General features: G+C 65.9%; 23 protein-coding genes. 9 read left to right on the forward strand and 14 right to left on the reverse strand.

All coding sequences use genetic code 11. The features are described 5' to 3' along the window. The first annotated feature begins 93 nt into the window (after positions 1–93). Positions 94–450: a VOC family protein gene (locus tag BMW90_RS17585; RefSeq protein WP_074837701.1), complete on the forward strand. Its 357-nt coding sequence runs from the start codon at positions 94–96 to the stop codon at positions 448–450. A 39-nt stretch (positions 451–489) separates the two neighbouring features. Here the strand turns inward: BMW90_RS17585 and BMW90_RS17590 are convergent, their stop codons facing one another. Beyond that, positions 490–1,518, reverse strand: a complete 1,029-nt coding sequence (locus BMW90_RS17590) for a trans-3-hydroxy-L-proline dehydratase (protein ID WP_074837702.1) — start codon at positions 1,516–1,518, stop codon at positions 490–492. Position 1,519: 1 nt separating this feature from the next. Next, positions 1,520–3,556, reverse strand: a complete 2,037-nt coding sequence (locus BMW90_RS17595; RefSeq protein WP_074837703.1) for an NADH:flavin oxidoreductase — start codon at positions 3,554–3,556, stop codon at positions 1,520–1,522. 120 nt (positions 3,557–3,676) lie between these two features. Here BMW90_RS17595 and BMW90_RS17600 point away from each other — a divergent pair, with 120 nt between their 5' ends. The 3 genes from BMW90_RS17600 to BMW90_RS17610 all read left to right on the forward strand — a co-directional run bounded on the left by BMW90_RS17600 (position 3,677) and on the right by BMW90_RS17610 (position 6,006). Beyond that, positions 3,677–4,339, forward strand: coding sequence for a TetR/AcrR family transcriptional regulator (locus tag BMW90_RS17600; protein ID WP_048535379.1), 663 nt, complete (start codon positions 3,677–3,679; stop codon positions 4,337–4,339). A gap of 81 nt (positions 4,340–4,420) precedes the next feature. Then, complete coding sequence (locus BMW90_RS17605; protein ID WP_074837704.1) at positions 4,421–4,687, forward strand: helix-turn-helix transcriptional regulator; 267 nt, start codon at positions 4,421–4,423, stop codon at positions 4,685–4,687. Continuing rightward, positions 4,687–6,006, forward strand: a complete 1,320-nt coding sequence (locus BMW90_RS17610; protein WP_074837705.1) for a type II toxin-antitoxin system HipA family toxin — start codon at positions 4,687–4,689, stop codon at positions 6,004–6,006. The genes BMW90_RS17605 and BMW90_RS17610 overlap by 1 nt, the downstream gene beginning before the upstream one ends. A 146-nt stretch (positions 6,007–6,152) precedes the next feature. Here BMW90_RS17610 and BMW90_RS17615 read toward each other — a convergent pair whose 3' ends face one another. The 5 genes from BMW90_RS17615 to BMW90_RS17635 form a co-directional block, all read right to left on the reverse strand. After that, complete coding sequence (locus BMW90_RS17615; RefSeq protein ID WP_048535233.1) at positions 6,153–6,590, reverse strand: PACE efflux transporter; 438 nt, start codon at positions 6,588–6,590, stop codon at positions 6,153–6,155. Between the two features lie 120 nt (positions 6,591–6,710). Next, positions 6,711–7,325: a MotE family protein gene (locus tag BMW90_RS17620; RefSeq protein ID WP_074837706.1), complete on the reverse strand. Its 615-nt coding sequence runs from the start codon at positions 7,323–7,325 to the stop codon at positions 6,711–6,713. Next, a complete protein-coding gene (locus tag BMW90_RS17625; RefSeq protein WP_048535237.1) occupies positions 7,325–7,717 on the reverse strand; it encodes a hypothetical protein in 393 nt (130 codons plus the stop codon). Before BMW90_RS17625 ends, BMW90_RS17620 begins: the two co-directional genes overlap by 1 nt. Beyond that, positions 7,701–8,642, reverse strand: a complete 942-nt coding sequence (locus BMW90_RS17630; protein WP_074837707.1) for a flagellar motor switch protein FliM — start codon at positions 8,640–8,642, stop codon at positions 7,701–7,703. Before BMW90_RS17630 ends, BMW90_RS17625 begins: the two co-directional genes overlap by 17 nt. Continuing rightward, positions 8,639–9,199, reverse strand: a complete 561-nt coding sequence (locus BMW90_RS17635) for a flagellar basal body-associated FliL family protein (RefSeq protein WP_074837708.1) — start codon at positions 9,197–9,199, stop codon at positions 8,639–8,641. Before BMW90_RS17635 ends, BMW90_RS17630 begins: the two co-directional genes overlap by 4 nt. A gap of 147 nt (positions 9,200–9,346) precedes the next feature. Between BMW90_RS17635 and fliF the strand changes: the two genes are divergently transcribed. Genes fliF through BMW90_RS17660 form a run of 5 tightly spaced genes read left to right on the forward strand, consistent with a single transcriptional unit; the run spans position 9,347 to position 13,970 of the window. Next, a complete protein-coding gene (fliF, locus tag BMW90_RS17640; RefSeq protein WP_074837742.1) occupies positions 9,347–11,029 on the forward strand; it encodes a flagellar basal-body MS-ring/collar protein FliF in 1,683 nt (560 codons plus the stop codon). Further along, positions 11,026–11,700: a FliH/SctL family protein gene (locus tag BMW90_RS17645; protein ID WP_074837709.1), complete on the forward strand. Its 675-nt coding sequence runs from the start codon at positions 11,026–11,028 to the stop codon at positions 11,698–11,700. The genes fliF and BMW90_RS17645 overlap by 4 nt, the downstream gene beginning before the upstream one ends. A gap of 5 nt (positions 11,701–11,705) precedes the next feature. Then, the gene (locus tag BMW90_RS17650; RefSeq protein ID WP_048535381.1) at positions 11,706–12,083 is read left to right on the forward strand and encodes a FliM/FliN family flagellar motor switch protein; all 378 of its coding nucleotides are present in this window, start codon (positions 11,706–11,708) and stop codon (positions 12,081–12,083) included. Continuing rightward, positions 12,080–12,898: a flagellar type III secretion system pore protein FliP gene (fliP, locus tag BMW90_RS17655; protein WP_074837711.1), complete on the forward strand. Its 819-nt coding sequence runs from the start codon at positions 12,080–12,082 to the stop codon at positions 12,896–12,898. Before BMW90_RS17650 ends, fliP begins: the two co-directional genes overlap by 4 nt. 22 nt (positions 12,899–12,920) lie before the next feature. Next, a complete protein-coding gene (locus tag BMW90_RS17660; RefSeq protein WP_048535247.1) occupies positions 12,921–13,970 on the forward strand; it encodes a flagellar motor switch protein FliG in 1,050 nt (349 codons plus the stop codon). On the opposite strand, the gene BMW90_RS17665 is transcribed toward BMW90_RS17660, so the two are convergent. The 7 genes from BMW90_RS17665 to BMW90_RS17695 all read right to left on the reverse strand — a co-directional run bounded on the left by BMW90_RS17665 (position 13,971) and on the right by BMW90_RS17695 (position 18,646). Then, positions 13,971–14,786 carry a DUF1217 domain-containing protein gene (locus tag BMW90_RS17665; RefSeq protein ID WP_074837712.1) on the reverse strand — a complete coding sequence of 272 codons (816 nt, stop codon included), beginning with the start codon at positions 14,784–14,786 and terminating at the stop codon, positions 13,971–13,973. After that, a complete protein-coding gene (locus BMW90_RS17670; protein ID WP_048535251.1) occupies positions 14,783–15,187 on the reverse strand; it encodes a flagellar biosynthesis repressor FlbT in 405 nt (134 codons plus the stop codon). Before BMW90_RS17670 ends, BMW90_RS17665 begins: the two co-directional genes overlap by 4 nt. After that, positions 15,156–15,593 carry a flagellar biosynthesis regulator FlaF gene (locus tag BMW90_RS17675; RefSeq protein ID WP_074837713.1) on the reverse strand — a complete coding sequence of 146 codons (438 nt, stop codon included), beginning with the start codon at positions 15,591–15,593 and terminating at the stop codon, positions 15,156–15,158. Before BMW90_RS17675 ends, BMW90_RS17670 begins: the two co-directional genes overlap by 32 nt. A 143-nt stretch (positions 15,594–15,736) precedes the next feature. Continuing rightward, a complete protein-coding gene (locus BMW90_RS17680) occupies positions 15,737–16,681 on the reverse strand; it encodes a flagellin N-terminal helical domain-containing protein (RefSeq protein WP_074837714.1) in 945 nt (314 codons plus the stop codon). Positions 16,682–16,793: 112 nt separating this feature from the next. Then, the gene (locus BMW90_RS17685) at positions 16,794–17,195 is read right to left on the reverse strand and encodes a hypothetical protein (protein WP_139211448.1); all 402 of its coding nucleotides are present in this window, start codon (positions 17,193–17,195) and stop codon (positions 16,794–16,796) included. Positions 17,196–17,200: 5 nt separating this feature from the next. Beyond that, positions 17,201–17,524, reverse strand: a complete 324-nt coding sequence (locus BMW90_RS17690) for a hypothetical protein (protein WP_139211450.1) — start codon at positions 17,522–17,524, stop codon at positions 17,201–17,203. Positions 17,525–17,533: 9 nt separating this feature from the next. Further along, complete coding sequence (locus BMW90_RS17695) at positions 17,534–18,646, reverse strand: flagellar basal body P-ring protein FlgI (RefSeq protein WP_074837715.1); 1,113 nt, start codon at positions 18,644–18,646, stop codon at positions 17,534–17,536.

Genomic DNA, 18,646 nt, shown 5'->3' on the forward strand with positions numbered 1-18,646 from the left:
AACTGTCTTATTTAACAATATGACGGCCCCGCGGCCGGGGCCAAGGCAGCCACCGGGCCCGCATGACCCCAGAACGGAAGAGAGAGCATACAGATGAAAATGAATTACTTCGTTGTCGGTGCAAACGACATGCAGGCATCAAGGGCCTTCTACGACGCGCTGTTTGCGCAGTCCGGGCTTCAGACCATGGCGGCGTCCGAGCGGATGACCTATTGGCTCGGAGAGGATTTCGCATTTGCAACTGCGATCCCTTTCGACGGGCAACCGGCCACCACCGGCAACGGCACGATGGTCGGGTTCTGCGTCGGAGCGGCGGACGCCGTCAAACGCCTGCATGCGCTGGCCATCGATCTCGGCGGCACTTGCGAGGGCGCGCCGCATCAGCGGGGGCCGAAGTTCTCGGCCTATGTGAGAGACCTGGACGGCAACAAGCTGTGCTTTTCCGACTGAGCGCAAAGCCCGGCCGCGATCCGGGCGGCGCGGGTCCAGTCAGCGCGCGCCCCAGGTGTCGGACAGGCGGTAGCCCTGTGGCCAGGGATCGTCAGGGTCGAGCATGTGCTGGTGAATGCCGGTGATCCAGCCCCGGCCCGAGATCTCGGGCCGGATCGCCGGGTGGCCGGCCAGCGTCGTTTCGCCGAGGATGGTGCCGCCGAAGGTCGAGCCGATCAGCGAGCGCGCGGTCAGCCGGTCGCCGGTCTTCATCCGGCCACGGGCATGCAGCACGGCCATCCGCGCCGAAAGCGCGGTGCCGGTGGGGGACCGGTCGACCTTGCCCGGCTGGATGGCGACGGCGGCCCCGGTTTCCAAGCCGTCCGCCCCCTCTTTCAGCGGCCCGGCGAAAAGACAAAAGGAGATGTGGCGCCACTCCGGGTTTTCGGGGTGGGCGAACCCGAGCTGGGCGTTGGCGGCATTGGTGATGCGGACGCCCAGGCGCGCGATGTCATGCGCCTCGTCCTCGCTCAGCGCAAACCCCAAGGCGGCGGCGTCGACGATCACGAAACTGTCGCCGCCATAGGCAATGTCCACCGTCAGCGCACCGAGGCCCGCGACCTCCAGCGGCGCATCGAGCCGGGTGGCAAAGGCGGGCAGGTTCTGGACAAAGATGCGTTCGGCCTTGCCATTCCGGCACGCGGCCCGGACCCGGACAAGACCGCCCGGCGCTTCGAGCACAAGGTGGGTTTCCGGCTCCTGCATCGGCACCAGGCCGCCATCGAGAAGCACGGTGGCGACGCAGATCGCGTTCGAGCCGGACATCGGCGGCGTGTCCTCGGGCTCCATGATGATCCAGGCCGCCTGCGCCTCGGGGTGTTTTGGCGGCACCAGCAGGTTGACGTGACGAAAGACCCCGCCGCGCGGCTCGTTCAGGACAAAGTTGCGCAGCGTCTCGTCGCCGGCGATCCAGCGGCTTTGTTCCCAGACGGTCTCGCCCGGCGGCGGCAGCACGCCACCGACAATGACGTCGCCGACCTCGCCCTCGGCATGGGCCGAGATCACGTGAACGGTCTTGACCGAGCGCATGTCAGAGCACCTTGCAAAGCCGCAAGGCGTCGTAGATCGCCGCGTGGGTGTTGCGCGCGGCCACGGCGTCGCCGATGCGAAAGAGCTGGTAGGCGCCCTGGGGATTGCGGATCACTGTTTGCGGGCGGCCCGCGATCAGCGCCTCGTAATCCACCTCGCCGTGGTTGCTGGAGCCGTCGCGCAGTTCGAAATAGAGCTCGTCCAGCGGCCGCGTGCCGTGGTTGACCACTACCTGATCGACGCGCCGTTCGCGGGTGAAACCGCCGTAATCGCTGCCCAGAACGGCGCGCAGCGCATTTCCCTCGCGGCTCACGGCGTCAAGCTTCCAGGTCACGGTGAAGGTCACGTCGCGTTGCTGCAATTCGCGCATCGCGGGGGTGAGCGACATCGCCATGACCTCGGAGGCGATGCTGCGGTCGCGGGTGACGATCTCGACCCTGGCACCGGTGGCGGCGATCTTCTCGGCCGCCTGGAGGCCGGCGTAATCGCCCGCATCGTCATAGATCAGCACGGTCTCGCCCGGGGTCACGTCGCCCGACAGGATATCCCAGGTCGAGACGACCTGGCCGTTGCCGTCGGAGAGCACCTCGGTGTGGGGCAGGCCGCCGGTGGCCACGATCACCACCTCGGGCCGCTCGGCTTGCACCGTCTCGGGGTCGGCGACGCTGTTGAAGCGGAAGGTCACGCCCAACCGGGTGCATTCCTCGAAGCGCCACTGGATGAGCTGGATCATCTCGGCCCGGCGCGGTGTCTGCGCGGTCAGCCGGACCTGTCCGCCGGGATCGTTGGCCGCCTCGTGCACGATCACCTCGTGGCCCCGTTCGGCGGCGACCCGCGCCGCCTCCAGCCCGGCGGGACCGGCACCGATCACCACCACGCGGCGACGCGCCCCGGCCGCGGGAACGCTGTGCGGCTGCTCCAGCTCGCGCCCTGTTGCCGGGTTGTGCAGGCAGAGCGCCATGCCGCCCTGGTAGATGCGGTCGAGGCAGTAATTGGCGCCGACGCAGGGCCGTATGCGCTCTTCCTCGCCGCGCAGGATCTTGGCCATGATATGCGGGTCGGCCATATGCGCGCGCGTCATGCCGACCATGTCGAGCTTGCCCGAGGCAATGGCGTGGCGGGCGGTGGCCACGTCCTGGATCTTGGCGGCGTGGAACGTGGGAAACTGGGTCGCGGCGCGGATTTCGCCGGCAAAGTCGAGATGCGGGTTCGACCGCATGCCCTGCACCGGGATCACATCGGTCAGCGCCGCATCGGTGTCGATATGGCCACGGATCACGTTGAGAAAATCGACAAGGCCGCTGTTTTTCAGCCGGCGGGAGATCTCCAATCCCTCTTCCCTGGTTATGCCGCCGGCCATGTCCTCGTCGGCGACATAGCGGATTCCGACAAGGAAATCGGCCCCCACCCGGGCGCGAACCGCCGACAGCACCTCCATCGACAGCCGCATGCGGTTTTCGAGGTCGCCTCCGTATCGGCCGTCAAGATCGTTGGTGGCGGGCGACCAGAACTGATCGAGCAGGTGGCCATAGGCCTGCAACTCGATGCCGTCGAGACCGGCGGCCTTCATTCGTTCGGCGGCATCGGCGTAATCCTCGACGATGCGGGCGATGTCCCATTCCTCGGCCTTCTTCGGAAAGGCCTTGTGCGAGGCTTCGCGCTCAAAGCTCGACGAGACCACCGGCAGCCAGTCGGCCTTGTCCCAACGGGTGCGGCGGCCGAGATGGGTGAGCTGGATCATCACCGCGCAATCGTGATCGTGGCATTCGTCGGCGAGCTTTTTCATCCAGCCGACCACCTCGTCCTTCCAGGCGAGGATGTTGTTGAAGACCGGCGGGCTGTCGCGCGCCACCGAGGCCGAGCCCGCCGTCATCGTGAGCGCCACGCCGGCACGGGCGCGTTCGACATGATAGGCGCGGTAACGGTCCTTGGGCATGCCGTCCTCGGGATAGGCCGGTTCGTGGCTGGTGATCATCAGCCGGTTTTTCAGCCGCAGGTGCTTCAGATCGTAGGGCTGGAGAAGGGGATCATTGGACATGACACGGGCCTCGTTTGGCGTTCGTGGGCATCCTCCGGCAAAATGTTCACTTGTGTCAATTAAAAGTTCATCAGTGACTATTTTCTTGTGGCATCGGCCGGCGCGGCCTATTCTGGCGGCATGAACACCACCGATGACATCGAACCGGACAAGGCGACGGGCTGGCGCGGATCGGCTGCGCTCTGGCTCGAGGCGGCCAAGGCGGCACTGATCGAGGGCGGCGTGGAGGCGGTGAAAATCCAGCCGCTGGCGGCGCATCTCGAGCTGTCGCGCACCAGCTTCTACTGGTTCTTCAAGGACCGGAATGCGCTTCTCGATGCGCTGCTGGAAGATTGGGAGACCAAGAACACCGGCGCTTTCGAGACCGCCTGCGCCGCCTATGCCGATACCGTTGCCGAAGCGATGCTGAACCTCATCACGGTGTTTCACGACGAGGCGCTGTTCGAGCCGAGGCTCGACTTTGCGGTGCGCGGCTGGGCGCATCGGTCCGAGGCGGTCACGGCGCGGATCAATGCCGCCGACGAGACCCGGCTGGCGGCAATCCACGCCCTGTTCACGCGCTTCGGCTTTGATGCCGAGGATGCCGATGTGCGGGCCCGCACCGTCTATCTCGTGCAGATCGGCTATATCGCCATGCAGGTCGAGGAGGACCGCGCGCTGCGCATGGCCCGCGTGCCGGGCTATGTGCGCACCTATTGCGGGCGGGATCCGACGCCGAGCGAGATGGCGCGTTTCCATGCCCGGTTGGCGTTTCAGCCCGGGGCCGGGCGCGCGCCCCGATAAAGTTCTACAAGTTTGTGGTATCTTGAAGTTTCTACAAGAATGGTATAAACGTCAGATACTACAAGTTTGGAATAAACGCCAATGGTTGTGACCATTTTCCGAGACGTGACAGGACTGGGCCGGGAAATCCGTCTTGCCCGCAAGGGGCGGGGCTGGTCCCAGGCTGATCTGGCGCGCCTGGCGGGCACCGATCCGCGCCAGATCTCGCGTATCGAGACGGCGGCGCACGAACCGAAGCTCAGCCTCCTGCTTGCGGTGATCGCGGCGCTCGATCTGGATCTCGGCCTGGTGCATCGGCAGGGCAGATCGGAGCGGGCGGCACGGCCCCGGCCCGAGGATATCTTCTGATGGGGCGCAAACCCCTGAGGCGCAGGCTTGACGTCTATCTCAACGGGCGACTTGCCGGGTACTATGATTTTCATCCCTCTGCCGGCGCGCGCTTTCGGTACGTTGCCGCCTGGCTGGGCTGGGAATACCGGTTTCCGATTTCGCGCGCCCTGCCGCTGACGCCCGACACCCAGGCGGGCGACAATGTGGGCGCGGTGTTCGAGAACTTGCTGCCGGATGTTCCGGAGTTGCGCAAGGCGATCGCCGAGCGCACCGAGGCGCGCAGCGATCGCCCGCACGATCTTTTGGCCGCGATCGGCCAGGAATGTGTCGGGGCGATGCAGTTCCTTCCGCATGGGGTCGCACCGGGCGATCCGTTCAGGATCGACGGCACCCCGCAATCGGACGCGCAGATCGCCGAGACGCTCCGGTCGCTGAGCACCGTGCCGCTGGGCATCGACCCGGAGGCGCCGTTTCGGATTTCGCTGGCCGGGGCGCAGGAAAAGACCGCCTATCTCAGACAGGGCAATGTCTGGTTGCGCCCGACGGGGATGACGCCCACGACGCATATTTTCAAACGCCCCATGGGGATTGTCGGCGGCGGGTTGGACCTGTCGGGCAGCGTCGAGAACGAGTTCTTTTGCCTGGCGTTCGCCCGGGGCATGGGGCTCGAGGCGGCGCAGGCGGAAATACACCGGTTCGAAGATCAGGTCGCGCTGGTTGTCGCCCGGTTTGACCGGAGGCTGCGGCGGGCAGGGGGGCTGGTGCGGGTTCCGCAGGAGGATTTTCTGCAAGCCCTGGGCCTGTTCTCCGGCGACAAATACCAGCAGCATGGCGGCCCGTCGATGGCCGACTGCTTTGCGCTGCTTCGGCAGGCCGATGATCCGATCGGCGATCAGACGCGGTTTCTGAAGGCGCAGATATTCAATTGGTTGATCGCCGCGATCGATGGTCATGCCAAGAACTACTCGATCTTTCTGGAGGGCGACGGTTTTCGCCTAGCGCCGCTCTACGACATCATCAGCGCGGCGCCGGCGCGGCTTCGTTCGAATGTCCGGCACAAGGATCTGCAATTGGCGATGTCGGTGGGCAAGCGCGGGCACTATCGCCTGGATCAGATCGTGCCGCGCCATTTCGACGAAACGGCGGCGCGCGCCGGCGTGCCGCTCGCGGTCCGCCACCGCGCTTTCAAGGAACTTGCGGCGGCAGCGCCCGGGGCGCTCGAACGCGCCCCCGATGCGCTGCCCGCGAATTTTCCCGCCGACCTGGCCGACCAGATCCTGCGGTATGCCGCGGACCGGCTGAGGCTGCTGTCGGAATACGCCGACAACCTGGGGTGAGCGTTCGGAAAGGTCGGGGGCCAGAGAGCGACGTTTGCTTTGGAAGCGTTTATTTTCTATGATATCAGTATATTACATAATTCGTCCTATGCGTTTACAAGCCTGCGGCGCGCGCCATACTCGCTCTGCCCCGAGCTCGGCGGCCGCTATTCCGAAGCCTGCGCCGCCTTCCACTCGGGCAGCGGAAAGAGCCTGTCGTAGGCCCAATTGAAGCCAAAGGCATAGACCATGTAAAACAGCGCGAACGACACATCCATCACAAAGGCCTGCCAGAGCGAGATGCCGAGATACCAGGCAATGAACGGCATCAGCATAACGAGCAGCCCGACCTCGAACAGCACCGCGTGCAGAATGCGCAGGCGGCCGGTTTTCAAAGTGGTGCCGGAGAGCCGCCGCATGGCCAAGTCAAAGATATAATTGTACAAGATATTCCAGAGGGTTGCGAGCGTCGCGCCGACGATGCCGACAACCCCGATGTCCTGCATCGGCATGGCAAAGACCGTCGCCCCGAGCGGGATCATCAGGATCAGGGCGAGCAGTTCGAAACTGATGGCATGGCGAAGACGATCAAGCGGAGAGCGCATGGCAACCTCTGAGATGGTGCCGGGTCGTCCCGGAAATTGTCCGTTCTGGGGAGGTCGTCCTCGCGTATCGGCAGATAGGAAGCCCGGGCCGCGCCGTCAAGGGGCCCGGCCCGTTCCGGATTACAGCCGGATATCGTCGAGCCGCTGGTCGCCGGGCAGCTTGGAGCGTTCCAGGATGATCTGCGAGATCGCCCGCGCCCGCACCGGATCGAGCGCGGCAAGGATCGGCGCGGCGTCGCGTTCGTCCATCGTGCCCATCACCATCACCGAAACCTCGAGGTCGAGATCGTTCATGATCGCCGCCGCATCCTTGGGCTTCATGTTGCGGTAGAGCGCCACCAGCCGGTCGACATCGGCGGTATGTGCCGCCTCGATGCGCGCCATCAGGGTTTCCAGCTCGGTTTTCAGGTCGGCCAGCCGCTGGCGTTCGATTTCCAGCGTTTCGGAGGCCAGGTCATGTTCGGCCGCGCGTTCGGCGCCGCGGGCCTTCTGCGCCTCCAGCAGCTCGCGCTCGCGACGGATCGAGGCCAGCAGCGCCTCCGGCGCCTCGCAGCTCTGCGGCGCGGTGCTAGCGGCCTGCGGCGCAGGGGCCTCGTCGGTGGCGGCCGAGGCGGCCGAGATGAAACCGGCCAGCGCCGGCGGCATCCCGGGGTCGGACCGGTCGAGGAAGGTGGTCGCCGCCTTGGCAAGCGCCAACGCGGCAATCGCCGGCAGGATGAGGGTGAAGGGACGCATCAGGCCTCGCGCTGGCGAACGGTGTCGAAAAAGCCGCGGATCAGCTCGGACTTGCCGGAAATCGGCGTCGCATCGGCCGGCCGTGGCGCTGGTTCGCGTTTGCTGCGAAAGGCCGGCTCGGCGCCCGGATCGGAGGTCTCCGGCGCGGCCTCGGCGCGGGCTTCGGGCCGAGGTGGCTCGGGGCGTTTGCGCAGCGGCGCCACCTCGCGCGCGGCGCGCAGGGCCGACACGGTGCTTTCGCTGCGGTCCACCGCCTGGCTGAAGCTGCCGATCATCGGCTCCATCTCGCGCATGGCCTCCATCATCCGGCGCACCCGGCGGTCGACGAGCCAGGCATAGCCCAGCGTCCCGACAAGCAGCACAAGGACAGCAATATCAATCGCGAAGGACATCTGACAGCTCCTCTTCCTGATAGAGTTTTTCGGTGAATTTCAGCGCCACGCGCCCGTTCTTGCGCCGCCCGACCTCGGCCCGCGCGATATCGAGACCGGAACAGCGCAGCGTCACCGGATCCTCGGCCTGAAGCCCGAGGTCGAGCACCTGCCCCGGCGTCCAGGCCAGAACGTCGCGCAGCGGCAGCGCCGCCTGATGCATCACCGCCGCCAGTTCGACGCTGGTGCCGCCCAGCATGTCGGTCATCTTCTGTCGCCAGCCGCTGTCGCCGCCCAGCTGGCCGCCGGTGAAATTCTGCGACAGCACGTCGGCCACCTGTTCAAAGGCGGTGTTGGGCAACAGGAAGATCAGCTCGCCGATCCGTTCGTCGATCTCGACGCTGACCACCGCGCGCACGCAGGCGCTGGCCGGCGGCGCGATCAACAGACCGCGCGGGTTGGTCTCGAGATAGTCGATGCGGAAACTGACCGGCGACACCTTGTCGAAGGCGGCCGAAAGGTCGGTCAGCACGGTGTCGCAAAACACCCGGCCGACGCGTTTCTCGATGCCGGTGAAATTGCGCGATTGCGGCCGCCCGGCCGGGCACATGCGCCCGCCGAAGGTGACCTCGACGATGTTGAACAGCAGTTCGGGGCTGACGATCATCGCGATGGTGCCGCCCCAATCCTCGGCCTCGGTCACCGCGATCAGCGCCACATCCGGCAGATCGGCGATGGCCTCCTGGCAGGACAGGTAGTCGATGCTCTTCAGCTCGGTCTCGGCGACGCCGCCGAAATGGCTGCGCAGCACCTGCGCCAAGGACAGCGCGAAGCGGTCGAAAGCGACTTCGAGCATCGGCAGGCGGGCATAGGACTCCTTGGCGCGCTGCACCATGAGCTCTTGCACGGCGCGGGTGGTGCTGGTCTGGGCGGTGTCGGCGGTCATTGGATGATCAGGTCCGCGATTAGGAATTGCTGCGGCGCGTCGCTTTCCGAAATCGCCCGGGCGCGGCGCAAGAGCTCGGCTTTCAGCCGCACCAGGCCGATACTGCCTTGCAGGTCGGTTTCATTGAGCTGGCGCAGGTACTCCTGGAAACTGTCGCGCAGGAAAAGCTTGCGGGTCTCGATATTGTCGGCGCCGGGCAGCGTGGCGTCATAGGCCAGGGCGATGTTGAGCTTGAGAAAGCGCGAGGTCTGCCGGCCGGTGGCGGTGGTCGCGGTGATATTGACGATGATCTCCTGAAACGGCGTGACAACCACGTTGTCCTTGGCCGGGGTGTCGGCGGACGGAGCCGCCTCGGGCCCGGCATCGGCCGTTGCCTCTTCGGGGGCGGCTTCGGCATCGCCAAGAGGCAGCAGCGACAGGGCCCGTTGCGGGCCGATCGACACCACCAGCCCGCCCGCCAGCGCCAGCCCGCAGGCCAGCAGCAGCGCGAAAACGCGCAGCAGCCGGCCGCCCTTGCTGGGCGCCTTGGGTGCCTGATTGGCCGAGGATGCCGCCATGGATCAATGCTTCCGAGTTCATCCAGTTCTTGGTGCATGATGCGAAAACATCGCCGGTATGGCAAGTATAAAACAGTATAATATCCTTGATAGACAAGAATAGATGTGGTTAGTTTCTACAAGAAATAGTTGCGGGCAGATTTCCACGTGCAGGCAGTCATCGAAAACCTCAAATCGCTTGGCAGACCGCGGCTGATCGCTCTCGGGGCGGTCGGGCTGGCGCTGGTGCTGGCGGTCTTCGTGGGGCTGACGATGCTCGGCTCGCGCGATTACGTGGCGCTCTATCGCGACCTGTCGCCAGCCGAGGCCGGGCCGATCGTCGAGGCGCTGGAACAGGCCGATATCGCGGCGCAGGTCGAGGCGGCGGGCACCGCCGTCAACGTGCCGGCCGAGGATCTGGCGCGCGCCCGCATGGTGCTGGCCGGCGCCGGCCTGCCCGGCGATGGCACCCCCGGCTGGGAGCTGTTCGACGGCGGCACCGGGCTGGGGATGAACAGCTTCATGCAGCGGGTGAACCGGCTGCGCGCGCTCGAGGGCGAGCTAGCCCGGTCGATCCAGACCATCGACGGCATCGAGGCGGCGCGGGTGCATCTGGTGCTGCCCGAACGCGAACCCTTCAGCCGCGAGCGGCCCCGGCCCTCGGCCTCGGTCATCGTGCGCGGCGCGCGCCAGATCGCCACCCGGCAGGCCCAAGCGATCCGGTCGCTGGTGGCCTCGGCTGTGCCCGACCTCTCGCCGACCCAGGTGACGGTGCTCTCGGCCTCGGGCGAGACCATCCTGGCCGAAGACGGCGCGCCGGGCAGCGAGGCCTCGCTGCAATCGGCGCGGGCGCAGATCGAGGACCGGCTGTCGCAGCGCATCGCCCAGATCCTGACGGCGCGGGTCGGGGCCGGCAATGCGCGCGTGCAGGTCAGCGTCGATCTCTCGACCGAACGGCGGGTGATCCACCAGCAGACCTTCGATCCGGCCCAGCGTGTCGTCCGCTCGACCGAGACCCGCGAGGAAAGCCGCGAGGACCAGCGCGCCGCCAGCGGCGAAGTCGGCGTTGCCGACAACATCCCCGCCGCGCTGGCCGCCGATGTGCCCGGTGGCGCGTCGAACAGCTCGAACAGCACCAACGAGGTGATCAACTACGAGATCGGCGGCACCACCTCGGAGATCGTGCAGGAGCCGGGCGAGATCGAGAAGGTCTCGGTCGCGGTGCTGGTCAATGGCATCTACAACGTGCAGGGCGGCGGCGCGGTCGATTACCAGGAACGCGGCGCCGACGAGCTGGCGCAGCTTCAGGCGCTGGTGCAGAGCGCCATCGGCTTTGACCAGACGCGCGGCGACAGCGTCGAAGTGGTCAGCCTGCGGTTCATGGATTACTCGATGGATGTGGGCGAGCCGATCGGCGGCGGCTTTACCCGCCTGCTGACCGACAATCTCGGCACCGCGCTGCGCGGCACCTTTGCGTTGGCGCTGGTGGGTTCGGTGCTGCTGCTGGGGGTGCGCCCGGCGCTGAACCGCATCCTGCAACCCCAGGCACTGCCCGAAGGCGGCGACGCCCTGACCCCGCCCGCCGATGCCGCCCGTCTGGCCGGCGGCACGGCAACCGGCGCGGCCACCGGCAATGGCCCGGCTGCGGCCGACGCGGGGCCGGTGTATCAAAGTGGCACGATCCTCGATCCGCTGCCGCCGGGATCGGAAGGCGATACCGTGGCGTTGGCCTCGGTTCAGGGCGGGGTGCAACGCGGCTGGATCAACACCGTCGGGCAGCTGATCGAGCATGAGCCCGAGGATGCGGTCAAGGTGCTGCGCGGCTGGCTGGCAGAGGGGCCGAGCGCATGAGCTATCTTTTCGATCGCAATTTCGACGCCGAGACCGAGGCCCTGACGCCAGAGGCGGCCCCTGCCCCGGAACCGCTGTTCACCCGCTCCGATCACGAACTGGCGCTGGCAGAAGCGCGGGCGGCGGCCTTCGAGGCGGGGTATCAGAAAGGCCGGGCCGAGGCGCAGGAGGCGGCGCTCGCTTCGGATGCCACGCGCCGGTTGCAACTGGCCGAGGCGGTGGTGCCGGTGCTGCGCGATCTGTTTGCCGATGCCGAAGCGCATCATGCCGCGCTCGAGGCGCAGATGATCGATTTCGTGCTGTCGGTGTTCGAGCAGCTGGCCCCCGATGTCAGCGCGGCACTGGCCGAAGGGCAGGCGCGGCGCGAGGCGCGTTCGGCGGTGCGGATGGCGCTGGGGGCGGCGCAGTTGACGCTCTATTTCCCGCCCGACAGCCTCGAAGCCGCCACAGCCGAGCTTGAGGCCGCCGCGCGCGAGGCGGGCTTTGGCGGCCGGCTGTCGCTGCGCCCCGATCCGACGTTGCAGGCCGGCGCGGTGCGGGCCGCCTGGGACCAGGGTGTGATGGCCTACAGCTTTGCCGAGATTTGCGCCCGCATCCTCGAAGCGCTGGGCCTGGCGCGGCAGGAGATCGAGCAGAGGCTGGGGCAGAAACTCACAGGAGAGCCGTCATGAACGAAATGACCGACACCAGCGGCGAGGCCGTCACCGAAGACGGCCCCCCCGCGCTCGAGGCGCCGGAGGCCCCGCAGGCCGATACCGGAACGGCGGCGGCCGCCGCCGCAGCCGCGGCCATGGGCGGCGGATCGGGGATCGATGCGATGCTGAATGTCGGGCTCGACGTGCAGATCGTGCTGGGCCGCGCCAAGATGCCGATTGCCCAGCTGCTCAAGCTCAGCCGCGGCTCGATCATCGAGCTGGACAAGGCGATCGGCCAGCCGGTCGAGGTGGTGATCAGCGACCGGCTGGTGGCGCGCGGCGATCTGGTCAAGCTGTCCGACGACCGTCTGGGGGTCTCGCTGACCGAGATCGTCAAGGATTACGTGTCCGAGAAATGACCCGGTCGCGGGCCCTTCCGGTCGGCCTTGTCGCCGTGCTGCTGTTGGGCTGGGCCGCTGCGCCGGCCGGCGCGCAGCAGGCCGGCAGCGACCTGCTTGGCGCGATCGGCGATGCGCTGAGCGACGCCCCCGCCGGATCGGACGAACGCGCCAGCCTCTCGGGCCGGATCATCCAGCTTGTCGCCGCGATCACCGTGCTGTCGCTGGCGCCCGGGCTGCTGGTGATCATGACCAGCTTTACCCGCTTCGTCATCGTCTTCTCGATGCTGCGCTCGGCGCTGGGGCTGAACCAGACACCGCCCAACATGGTGCTGAGCTCGATGGCGCTGTTCATGACCTTCTTCGTCATGCAACCGGTGTTTCAGGACGCCTGGGATAGCGGCGTTCAGCCGCTGATGGACAATGCGATCAGCGAGGAACAGGCGCTGCGCCGGATCGGTGATCCGTTCCGCGCCTTCATGTTCGTCAACACCCGCGAAAAGGATCTGGCGCTGTTCCACGAGATCGCCGGGCGCGACGCCGCCGAACAAGTGCCGCTGGCCGCAACCGCCGAAGAGGCCGACTGGCGCACGCTGGTGCCGGCCTTCATGATCTCGGAGCTGCGCCGCGCCTTCACCATCGGCTTTCTGATCTATCTGCCGTTTCTGGTGATCGATCTGATTGTCGCCTCGGTGCTGATGAGCGCCGGCATGATGATGTTGCCGCCGGTGCTGATTTCATTGCCGTTCAAGGTGATCTTCTTCGTTCTCATCGACGGCTGGTACATGCTGGCCGGCAGTCTCATGGAAAGCTACGTCCCGGTCACGGGCGGCTGACACCACGGTAAGGAGCAGAGCCATGGCCGTTGCAGACCTCAAGCGCAAGAGTGCAACCGATGCGCGCCCCCGGCGGCGCAAGCTCAGCGGGCCGCAGAAGACCGCGATCCTGTTTCTTTGCCTCGGCGAGAAACGCGGCTCGGCGCTGTTGCAGCGGCTTGACGATCTCGAGATTCAGCAGGTCACCCGGGCGATGTCGGGGCTGGGCTCGATCTCTTCCGAGACGGTGGAGCAGGTGATGTCGGATTTTGTCGATGACATCACCAACGGCGGCGGCGTGGTGGGCTCGTTCTCGGTCGCCGAGAACATGCTGCGTTCGCTCCTGCCGGGCGAGCAGGTCGATGGCATTCTCAAGGACATCCGTGGCCCGCTGAAAGAGCGCGATCTCTGGGCGCGGTTTGGTGCCCTGTCGGAAAACGTCATCGCCAACTATCTGAAAAACGAGCACGAACAGACGGTTGCGGCGATCCTGTCGAACGTCAAGACGGATGTGGCGGCCAAGGTTCTGCCGCTGCTGGGCGCGGACAAGATGAACGATGTGGTCGAGCGGATGATCCGCATGGAGGCGGTGCCGCACCACATGATGGCGCAGATCGAGGAATCGCTTCAGGCCGACATCATGAACGCCGGCGCCCAGCCCACCGTCAATGAACAGCACCAGCGCATGGCCGATCTCTTCAACAAGCTCGACCGCGTGGCCTTTGACGCGATGGCGACGGCGCTGACCGCCTCGGTGCCCGACAGTTTCGAGGCGATCAAGGCCAAGATGTTCACCTTCGAAGACCTGGCCAAGCTGGAACCGATGGATCTGGCCAAGGTGATGCGCAACATGCCGGGCAACACCCTGCCGACGGCGCTGAAAGGCGCCAGCCAGGACACCCGCGAGGCGTTTCTGGCGGCTTTGCCGCAGCGGTCGCGCGACATGTTGCAGGACGAGATGCAGGCGATGGGCCCGGTGCGCCGCCGCGAGGTCAGCGCGGCGCAGGCGCTGGCGCTGGATTACGCCCGCTCGCTGGCCGAGGACGAACAGATCCGCCTGCCGCTCAACGACGACGAGGACGACATGATCTGATCAGCGCAGCTTGTAGCCGCTGAAGCCGGTGACCGCGCTGATATCGAGGGTGACGGGCACGAAGCTGCCCGAGCCGACACCGCTGCTCAGGATCTGCAAGGCGGCATTGTTTGCGGTCAGGTCCGAGGTCGCGTCGGAAATGGCCACGTAGCGGGTGACCAGCTTCTCGACCTCGGCCGGATCCTTCAGGCTCTCGAGGTCGAGCTTTTCGGCGATGAATTCGGCCTGACGGTCGATATCCAGCGCCGCCACCGCGTCGGGCAGGCCGAGCACGGTGCGCACGAACTGCGAGATGTCGGAATCCTTGAGAATGTCGTAGGCGGTGTTGATGTCGGCGGCCTTGCGCCGGAAATCCAGTGCAATGCCAAGGGCTTCGTTCTCGTCGGCCTTTTCGTTGACATATTGCGTGTCGATGAACTTGTCGACCATGCGGGTCTTCCAGTTGCCGAGCATGGTGTTGATATTGCCGATGCCGTCGGTGCCAAAGCCCATGGTGGTGTAAAGCTCGGTGAACCGGCTGTCAGTCAGCTTGTTCACCAGCGCGTCTTCCTCTTCGATGTTGCTCTTGAGGATCTTTTCCATCATCGCCTTGCCGAAGATCTGATCTTCGAGGTCATGCGCCTTCATCACGAAGCTGTAGAGCTCGTAATCCGCCATCAGGTCGTCGACCGTCTCGACCGTCTCGATATTTTCCAGGAAATAGGCGATGGCGCGGGCGTTCTGCGGCGCGTCGCGCATCATTTCCTGTTCCTTGGTCTCGGTGGCATCCACCAGCCGCAGCGCCACATTGCCCGACATGCCGGCGACCGAGATCATGCGCTCACCTCCTGCCGCGCGCCGAGGATCTCGGTCTCGCGTGCGAGCAAGGGCCGCAGGTTGCGCAGGGCGGTGAAATATTCGCCGCGACTGACGTTGTTGGCGGTCTCGAAGACATGGCCGCGCAGCTCGGCCCCGAAGGTGGTGGCCAGCACCGCCAGCCGCTTCTGCGCCGATTTGGCGGTCTTGTCGCGGGTTTCGGGATCGATCAGCGCGCTCTGGATCAGGAAATAGACCGCCGTTACCGGCGTGGTCGCCGCCTCGGGGCCGAGCAGGTCGGTCTCGCGGATGATGTCGGCCCGTGTCTCGACCGTCAGCGTGCTCTTGCGGCCGCCGTTGCGCAACATGCAGCCGTTGACGATGATCCGTTCAAACGGCTTGAGCGTGAGATTGAGTGCCATCGGTTTCCAATGCCGTCGGTGCCGGGCGACGCCCCGAAAGACCGCCCAGGATGTTCTGATTGACGTCGATCAATGCTTGCAGCCCGTCGCCGCCGCCCAGCACTTCGCCGCAGGCCCGGTCGACCCAGAGCGACAGCGAAATCAGATTGGCCTTGAGTGCAGCGGGAAGCTGGTTGCCGGCGCCGGCAAGATCGCCCTGAAGGCGCGCCCAGAGCTGACGGTTTTCGGCGATGTCCGCGCGCAGGCCCCGCGCGAGGATATTGGCGCGTTCGGCCTTGTCTCCGGCCTTGGCCCAGGCCTCGAGATGCTGGCTCATGGCGCCGGTGATGCGGGCGAAGACCCGGGCTTCGATCTGCCGCGGGCTGGCGCTCTCGCGGATCGTGCTCTTGTATGCGTTGATGCTCATGTGCTGCTCTGCCTCTTTCCCCGTCGTTGCGGGGGGATTTCTGGCCGGGCACGGCATGTCCGTCACTCCGGCGAAAGGGAGGCGCCGCCGGGCGCCTCCCCGTTGTCAGATTTGCCGGGGCCCGGGGGCGCCCGCAAATGCCGTTAGCGGAACAGCGACAGGATGTTCTGCGGCGCCTGGTTGGCGATCGACAGCGACTGGGTTGCCAGCTGCTGCTGCACCTGGAGCGCTTGCAGACGCGCGGCCTCTTCTTCCATGTTGGCATCGATCATCGAGCCCACCGAACCGTCGATGTTGTCGACAACGGCTTGCAGGAAGGTCTGCTGGGTCTCGACCGACTTTTCCGACTGGCCCAGCTTGGTGGCGATGTCGGTGACGCCGCTGAGGGTCGTCTCGGTGGTGGCCAGCACGCCGCTCAGGAAGGCGGCGCCGTTGGTCGCGTTGCTGGCGTTGGTGCCAAAGTTGGTCGCGATGGTCTTGAAGTCCGACACCAGGATGCCGAGGTCGTGGGTGCCCACGGTGATCGAGGTGGTGGCATAGGTGCCGCCGGCCCGGCTGACGCCGGTCACGGTGTTGCGGTCGACGCCGACGGCGGTGTCGGTTTGCGCCGCCGCGGCGCTGAAGGTGCCGTTGGTGGCATCCAGCGTGGCCGCGGTGACATCACCGTCCGAATAGGCGCCCGCGCCCAGCATGTCGTCGCCGTTGAAGGTCGACTGGCTCAGCGTGGTTTCCATCGATTTGACCAGTTCGTTCAGGTCGTTCTCGATCTCGTCGAGACCGCTGGTCGCGCCCTGGGCAAAGGCCACGCGATCAAGGAATTCCTGCGCCAGATCCTGAACGCTTTCGGCCCCGAGACGCGCGGTGGACACCGAGCTCTTGGTGATGGTCAGGCCTTCGTTGATCGAGGAATAGACCGAGCTGTCGCTCTTCATGGTTTCCGAGATCTGGAAATAGGCGGCGTTGTCCTTGCCCGATTCCACCTTGAGACCCGAGGAGATCCGGTTCTGGGTGCTGCCCAGGTCGTCGTTGATGTTGCGCAGGGTTGCGAGTGCAGCCATTGCGCTGCTGTTCGTATTGATTGAAGACATTTACTGCTCCGATTTTCTATCGTTGGTCTTCGTCTTTCTGACGAAAACGGCACTGCCGTGCGCCATGGGTAACACGGGTCCGGCCGAGCAGAAGGCCAAAAAAGCGTTTGTCTTAAACCGATTGATCCAAACGTTGCGGTTGAGTCACATCCCCGGTTTTTCGCGCACCACCCCGATCATAGAGCCCGCGAAGGCTCTGACGGTCGCGAATGCGGTCGATTTCCTGCGCTACGGCGCCTGTAGCCTCGGTCATGCGCTGCAAAAGCGACAGATCCGTCTGGATCAGCCCGTGCAGCTCCTCGAGCTTGCGGCGCAGGGCAACCGTCGCCGGTGCGCTGCCGGATAAAAATTTTTCCTGATTTTCAAAGGCGGCCTCAATTTCGCCCAAAAGCTCTGTCTTGCGGGGATAGAGCTCTTCGACCCGGGCCAGCTGCCCCTGCCCGATCGCCGCGATCTCGTCGCGCAGCAGCCGGGCCAGCTGATCGACAAGTTGGGTGGCGCGGGCCGGTGTCATCTCGCTCATCCGCCCTGCTCCTGCTCTGCCTTGGTCTGGGCATAGGCCTCGAGCGCGCCGCGCAGGCTGGCGGTGATGCCGGCGCCGCCCTGTTCGGCGATCTGCCGGCCAAAGGCCTCGGCCATGAAGGAGCGCCAGTGTTCCTCTGCCTGGCCGCCGCCGAAATCGCCGATATCGACCTGTGCCAGCATCTCGTCGACCATCTGGCTCAGAAACATCGCCTCGAACTCGCGCGCCGCCGATTGCGCCGCGTCGGGCGCGGCCTTGCCCGGCTCGGCCGCCTGCGCGCCGGTGACCTGAAGCGCCGCCATATTGGTAGCAATGTCCATGTGGCCTCCTCAGATGATTTCCAGATCGGCATGCAGCGCGCCGGCGGCCTTGATGGCCTGAAGGATCGAAATGGTCTGCGTCGCCGTCAGGCCGATGGCATTGAGCGCATCGACCAGCCGTTGCAGGCTGACATCGGCGCCCTCGAGAATGGTGAAATGGGTTTCGGTCTCTTCGACCTCGACCGAGGTTCGGGGCACCACCACCGTGGTGCCGCCAATGGTCACCGGGTTGGGCTGGCTGACCTGCGGATCCTCGCGCACCATCACGGTCAGCCCGCCCTGGCTGACGGCGACACGCGCAATGCGCACATTGGCCCCGATCACGATGGTGCCGGAGCGCGCGTCGATCACCACCTTGGCGGTGCTGTCGGGGGTGACCAGCAGGTTTTCGACGTCGGCCAGCACGCCGGGCACATCCAGCTTGTCGGCGCTTCCCAGAGCGATTTCCACCGTCGCCGGATCGAGCACCCGCGCGGCATTCCCACCCAGTCGCGCCTCGATCACCTCTTCGACGCGGGCCGCGGTGGTGAAATCGGGGTTGCGCAGGTTGAGCCGGATGTTGCGCAGCGAGGTCAGCTCGAATTCGATCTCGTTCTCGACGGTGGCGCCGTTCTCGATCCGCGCTACCGTCGGCACGCCCTCGACCACCGAGGCCGCCTGCCCCTGCGCCGCCCAGCCGGCCACCGCGATCGGCCCCTGCGCCACCGCATAGACCTCGCCATCGGCACCGGTCAGCGGCGTCACGATCAGGGTGCCGCCGCGCAGCGACGAGGCATCGCCCAGCGACGAGACCACCACATCGATCGGCGAGCCGCGCCGGGCAAAGGGCGGCAGCATCGCGGTGACCATGACAGCGGCGGTATTGGCGGTCTTGATGCTGTCTTCCGACAGGTTGCCGACCCCCAGCCGTTCAAGCATCGCCTCGATGCTTTTCTCGGTGAAGGGGCTGTTGCGCAGGGTGTCGCCGGTGCCGTTGAGCCCGACCACGAGGCCATAACCCACCAGTTGGTTCTCGCGCACGCCTTCGAAGGTGGCGATATCCTTGATCCGCACCTCGGCCCAGCCCGGCAGGGCCGGCAAGAGCGCGGTGGCAAGGGCGGCAAAGAGGGCGGCGATACGCAT

Source organism: Marinovum algicola (genome assembly GCF_900109145.1).
Classification (GTDB): Bacteria; Pseudomonadota; Alphaproteobacteria; order Rhodobacterales; family Rhodobacteraceae; genus Marinovum; species Marinovum algicola.

Excerpts from the sequence above, each read along its gene's own strand:
- BMW90_RS17585 (WP_074837701.1), top strand. The coding sequence starts at position 94 with ATGAAAATGAATTACTTCGTTGTCGGTGCAAACGACATGCAGGCATCA.
- BMW90_RS17590 (WP_074837702.1), bottom strand. The coding sequence starts at position 1,518 with ATGCGCTCGGTCAAGACCGTTCACGTGATCTCGGCCCATGCCGAGGGC.
- BMW90_RS17595 (WP_074837703.1), bottom strand. The coding sequence starts at position 3,556 with ATGTCCAATGATCCCCTTCTCCAGCCCTACGATCTGAAGCACCTGCGG.
- BMW90_RS17600 (WP_048535379.1), top strand. The coding sequence starts at position 3,677 with ATGAACACCACCGATGACATCGAACCGGACAAGGCGACGGGCTGGCGC.
- BMW90_RS17605 (WP_074837704.1), top strand. The coding sequence starts at position 4,421 with ATGGTTGTGACCATTTTCCGAGACGTGACAGGACTGGGCCGGGAAATC.
- BMW90_RS17610 (WP_074837705.1), top strand. The coding sequence starts at position 4,687 with ATGGGGCGCAAACCCCTGAGGCGCAGGCTTGACGTCTATCTCAACGGG.
- BMW90_RS17615 (WP_048535233.1), bottom strand. The coding sequence starts at position 6,590 with ATGCGCTCTCCGCTTGATCGTCTTCGCCATGCCATCAGTTTCGAACTG.
- BMW90_RS17620 (WP_074837706.1), bottom strand. The coding sequence starts at position 7,325 with ATGCGTCCCTTCACCCTCATCCTGCCGGCGATTGCCGCGTTGGCGCTT.
- BMW90_RS17625 (WP_048535237.1), bottom strand. The coding sequence starts at position 7,717 with ATGTCCTTCGCGATTGATATTGCTGTCCTTGTGCTGCTTGTCGGGACG.
- BMW90_RS17630 (WP_074837707.1), bottom strand. The coding sequence starts at position 8,642 with ATGACCGCCGACACCGCCCAGACCAGCACCACCCGCGCCGTGCAAGAG.
- BMW90_RS17635 (WP_074837708.1), bottom strand. The coding sequence starts at position 9,199 with ATGGCGGCATCCTCGGCCAATCAGGCACCCAAGGCGCCCAGCAAGGGC.
- BMW90_RS17645 (WP_074837709.1), top strand. The coding sequence starts at position 11,026 with ATGAGCTATCTTTTCGATCGCAATTTCGACGCCGAGACCGAGGCCCTG.
- BMW90_RS17650 (WP_048535381.1), top strand. The coding sequence starts at position 11,706 with ATGACCGACACCAGCGGCGAGGCCGTCACCGAAGACGGCCCCCCCGCG.
- fliP (WP_074837711.1), top strand. The coding sequence starts at position 12,080 with ATGACCCGGTCGCGGGCCCTTCCGGTCGGCCTTGTCGCCGTGCTGCTG.
- BMW90_RS17660 (WP_048535247.1), top strand. The coding sequence starts at position 12,921 with ATGGCCGTTGCAGACCTCAAGCGCAAGAGTGCAACCGATGCGCGCCCC.
- BMW90_RS17665 (WP_074837712.1), bottom strand. The coding sequence starts at position 14,786 with ATGATCTCGGTCGCCGGCATGTCGGGCAATGTGGCGCTGCGGCTGGTG.
- BMW90_RS17670 (WP_048535251.1), bottom strand. The coding sequence starts at position 15,187 with ATGGCACTCAATCTCACGCTCAAGCCGTTTGAACGGATCATCGTCAAC.
- BMW90_RS17675 (WP_074837713.1), bottom strand. The coding sequence starts at position 15,593 with ATGAGCATCAACGCATACAAGAGCACGATCCGCGAGAGCGCCAGCCCG.
- BMW90_RS17680 (WP_074837714.1), bottom strand. The coding sequence starts at position 16,681 with ATGTCTTCAATCAATACGAACAGCAGCGCAATGGCTGCACTCGCAACC.
- BMW90_RS17685 (WP_139211448.1), bottom strand. The coding sequence starts at position 17,195 with ATGACACCGGCCCGCGCCACCCAACTTGTCGATCAGCTGGCCCGGCTG.
- BMW90_RS17690 (WP_139211450.1), bottom strand. The coding sequence starts at position 17,524 with ATGGACATTGCTACCAATATGGCGGCGCTTCAGGTCACCGGCGCGCAG.
- BMW90_RS17695 (WP_074837715.1), bottom strand. The coding sequence starts at position 18,646 with ATGCGTATCGCCGCCCTCTTTGCCGCCCTTGCCACCGCGCTCTTGCCG.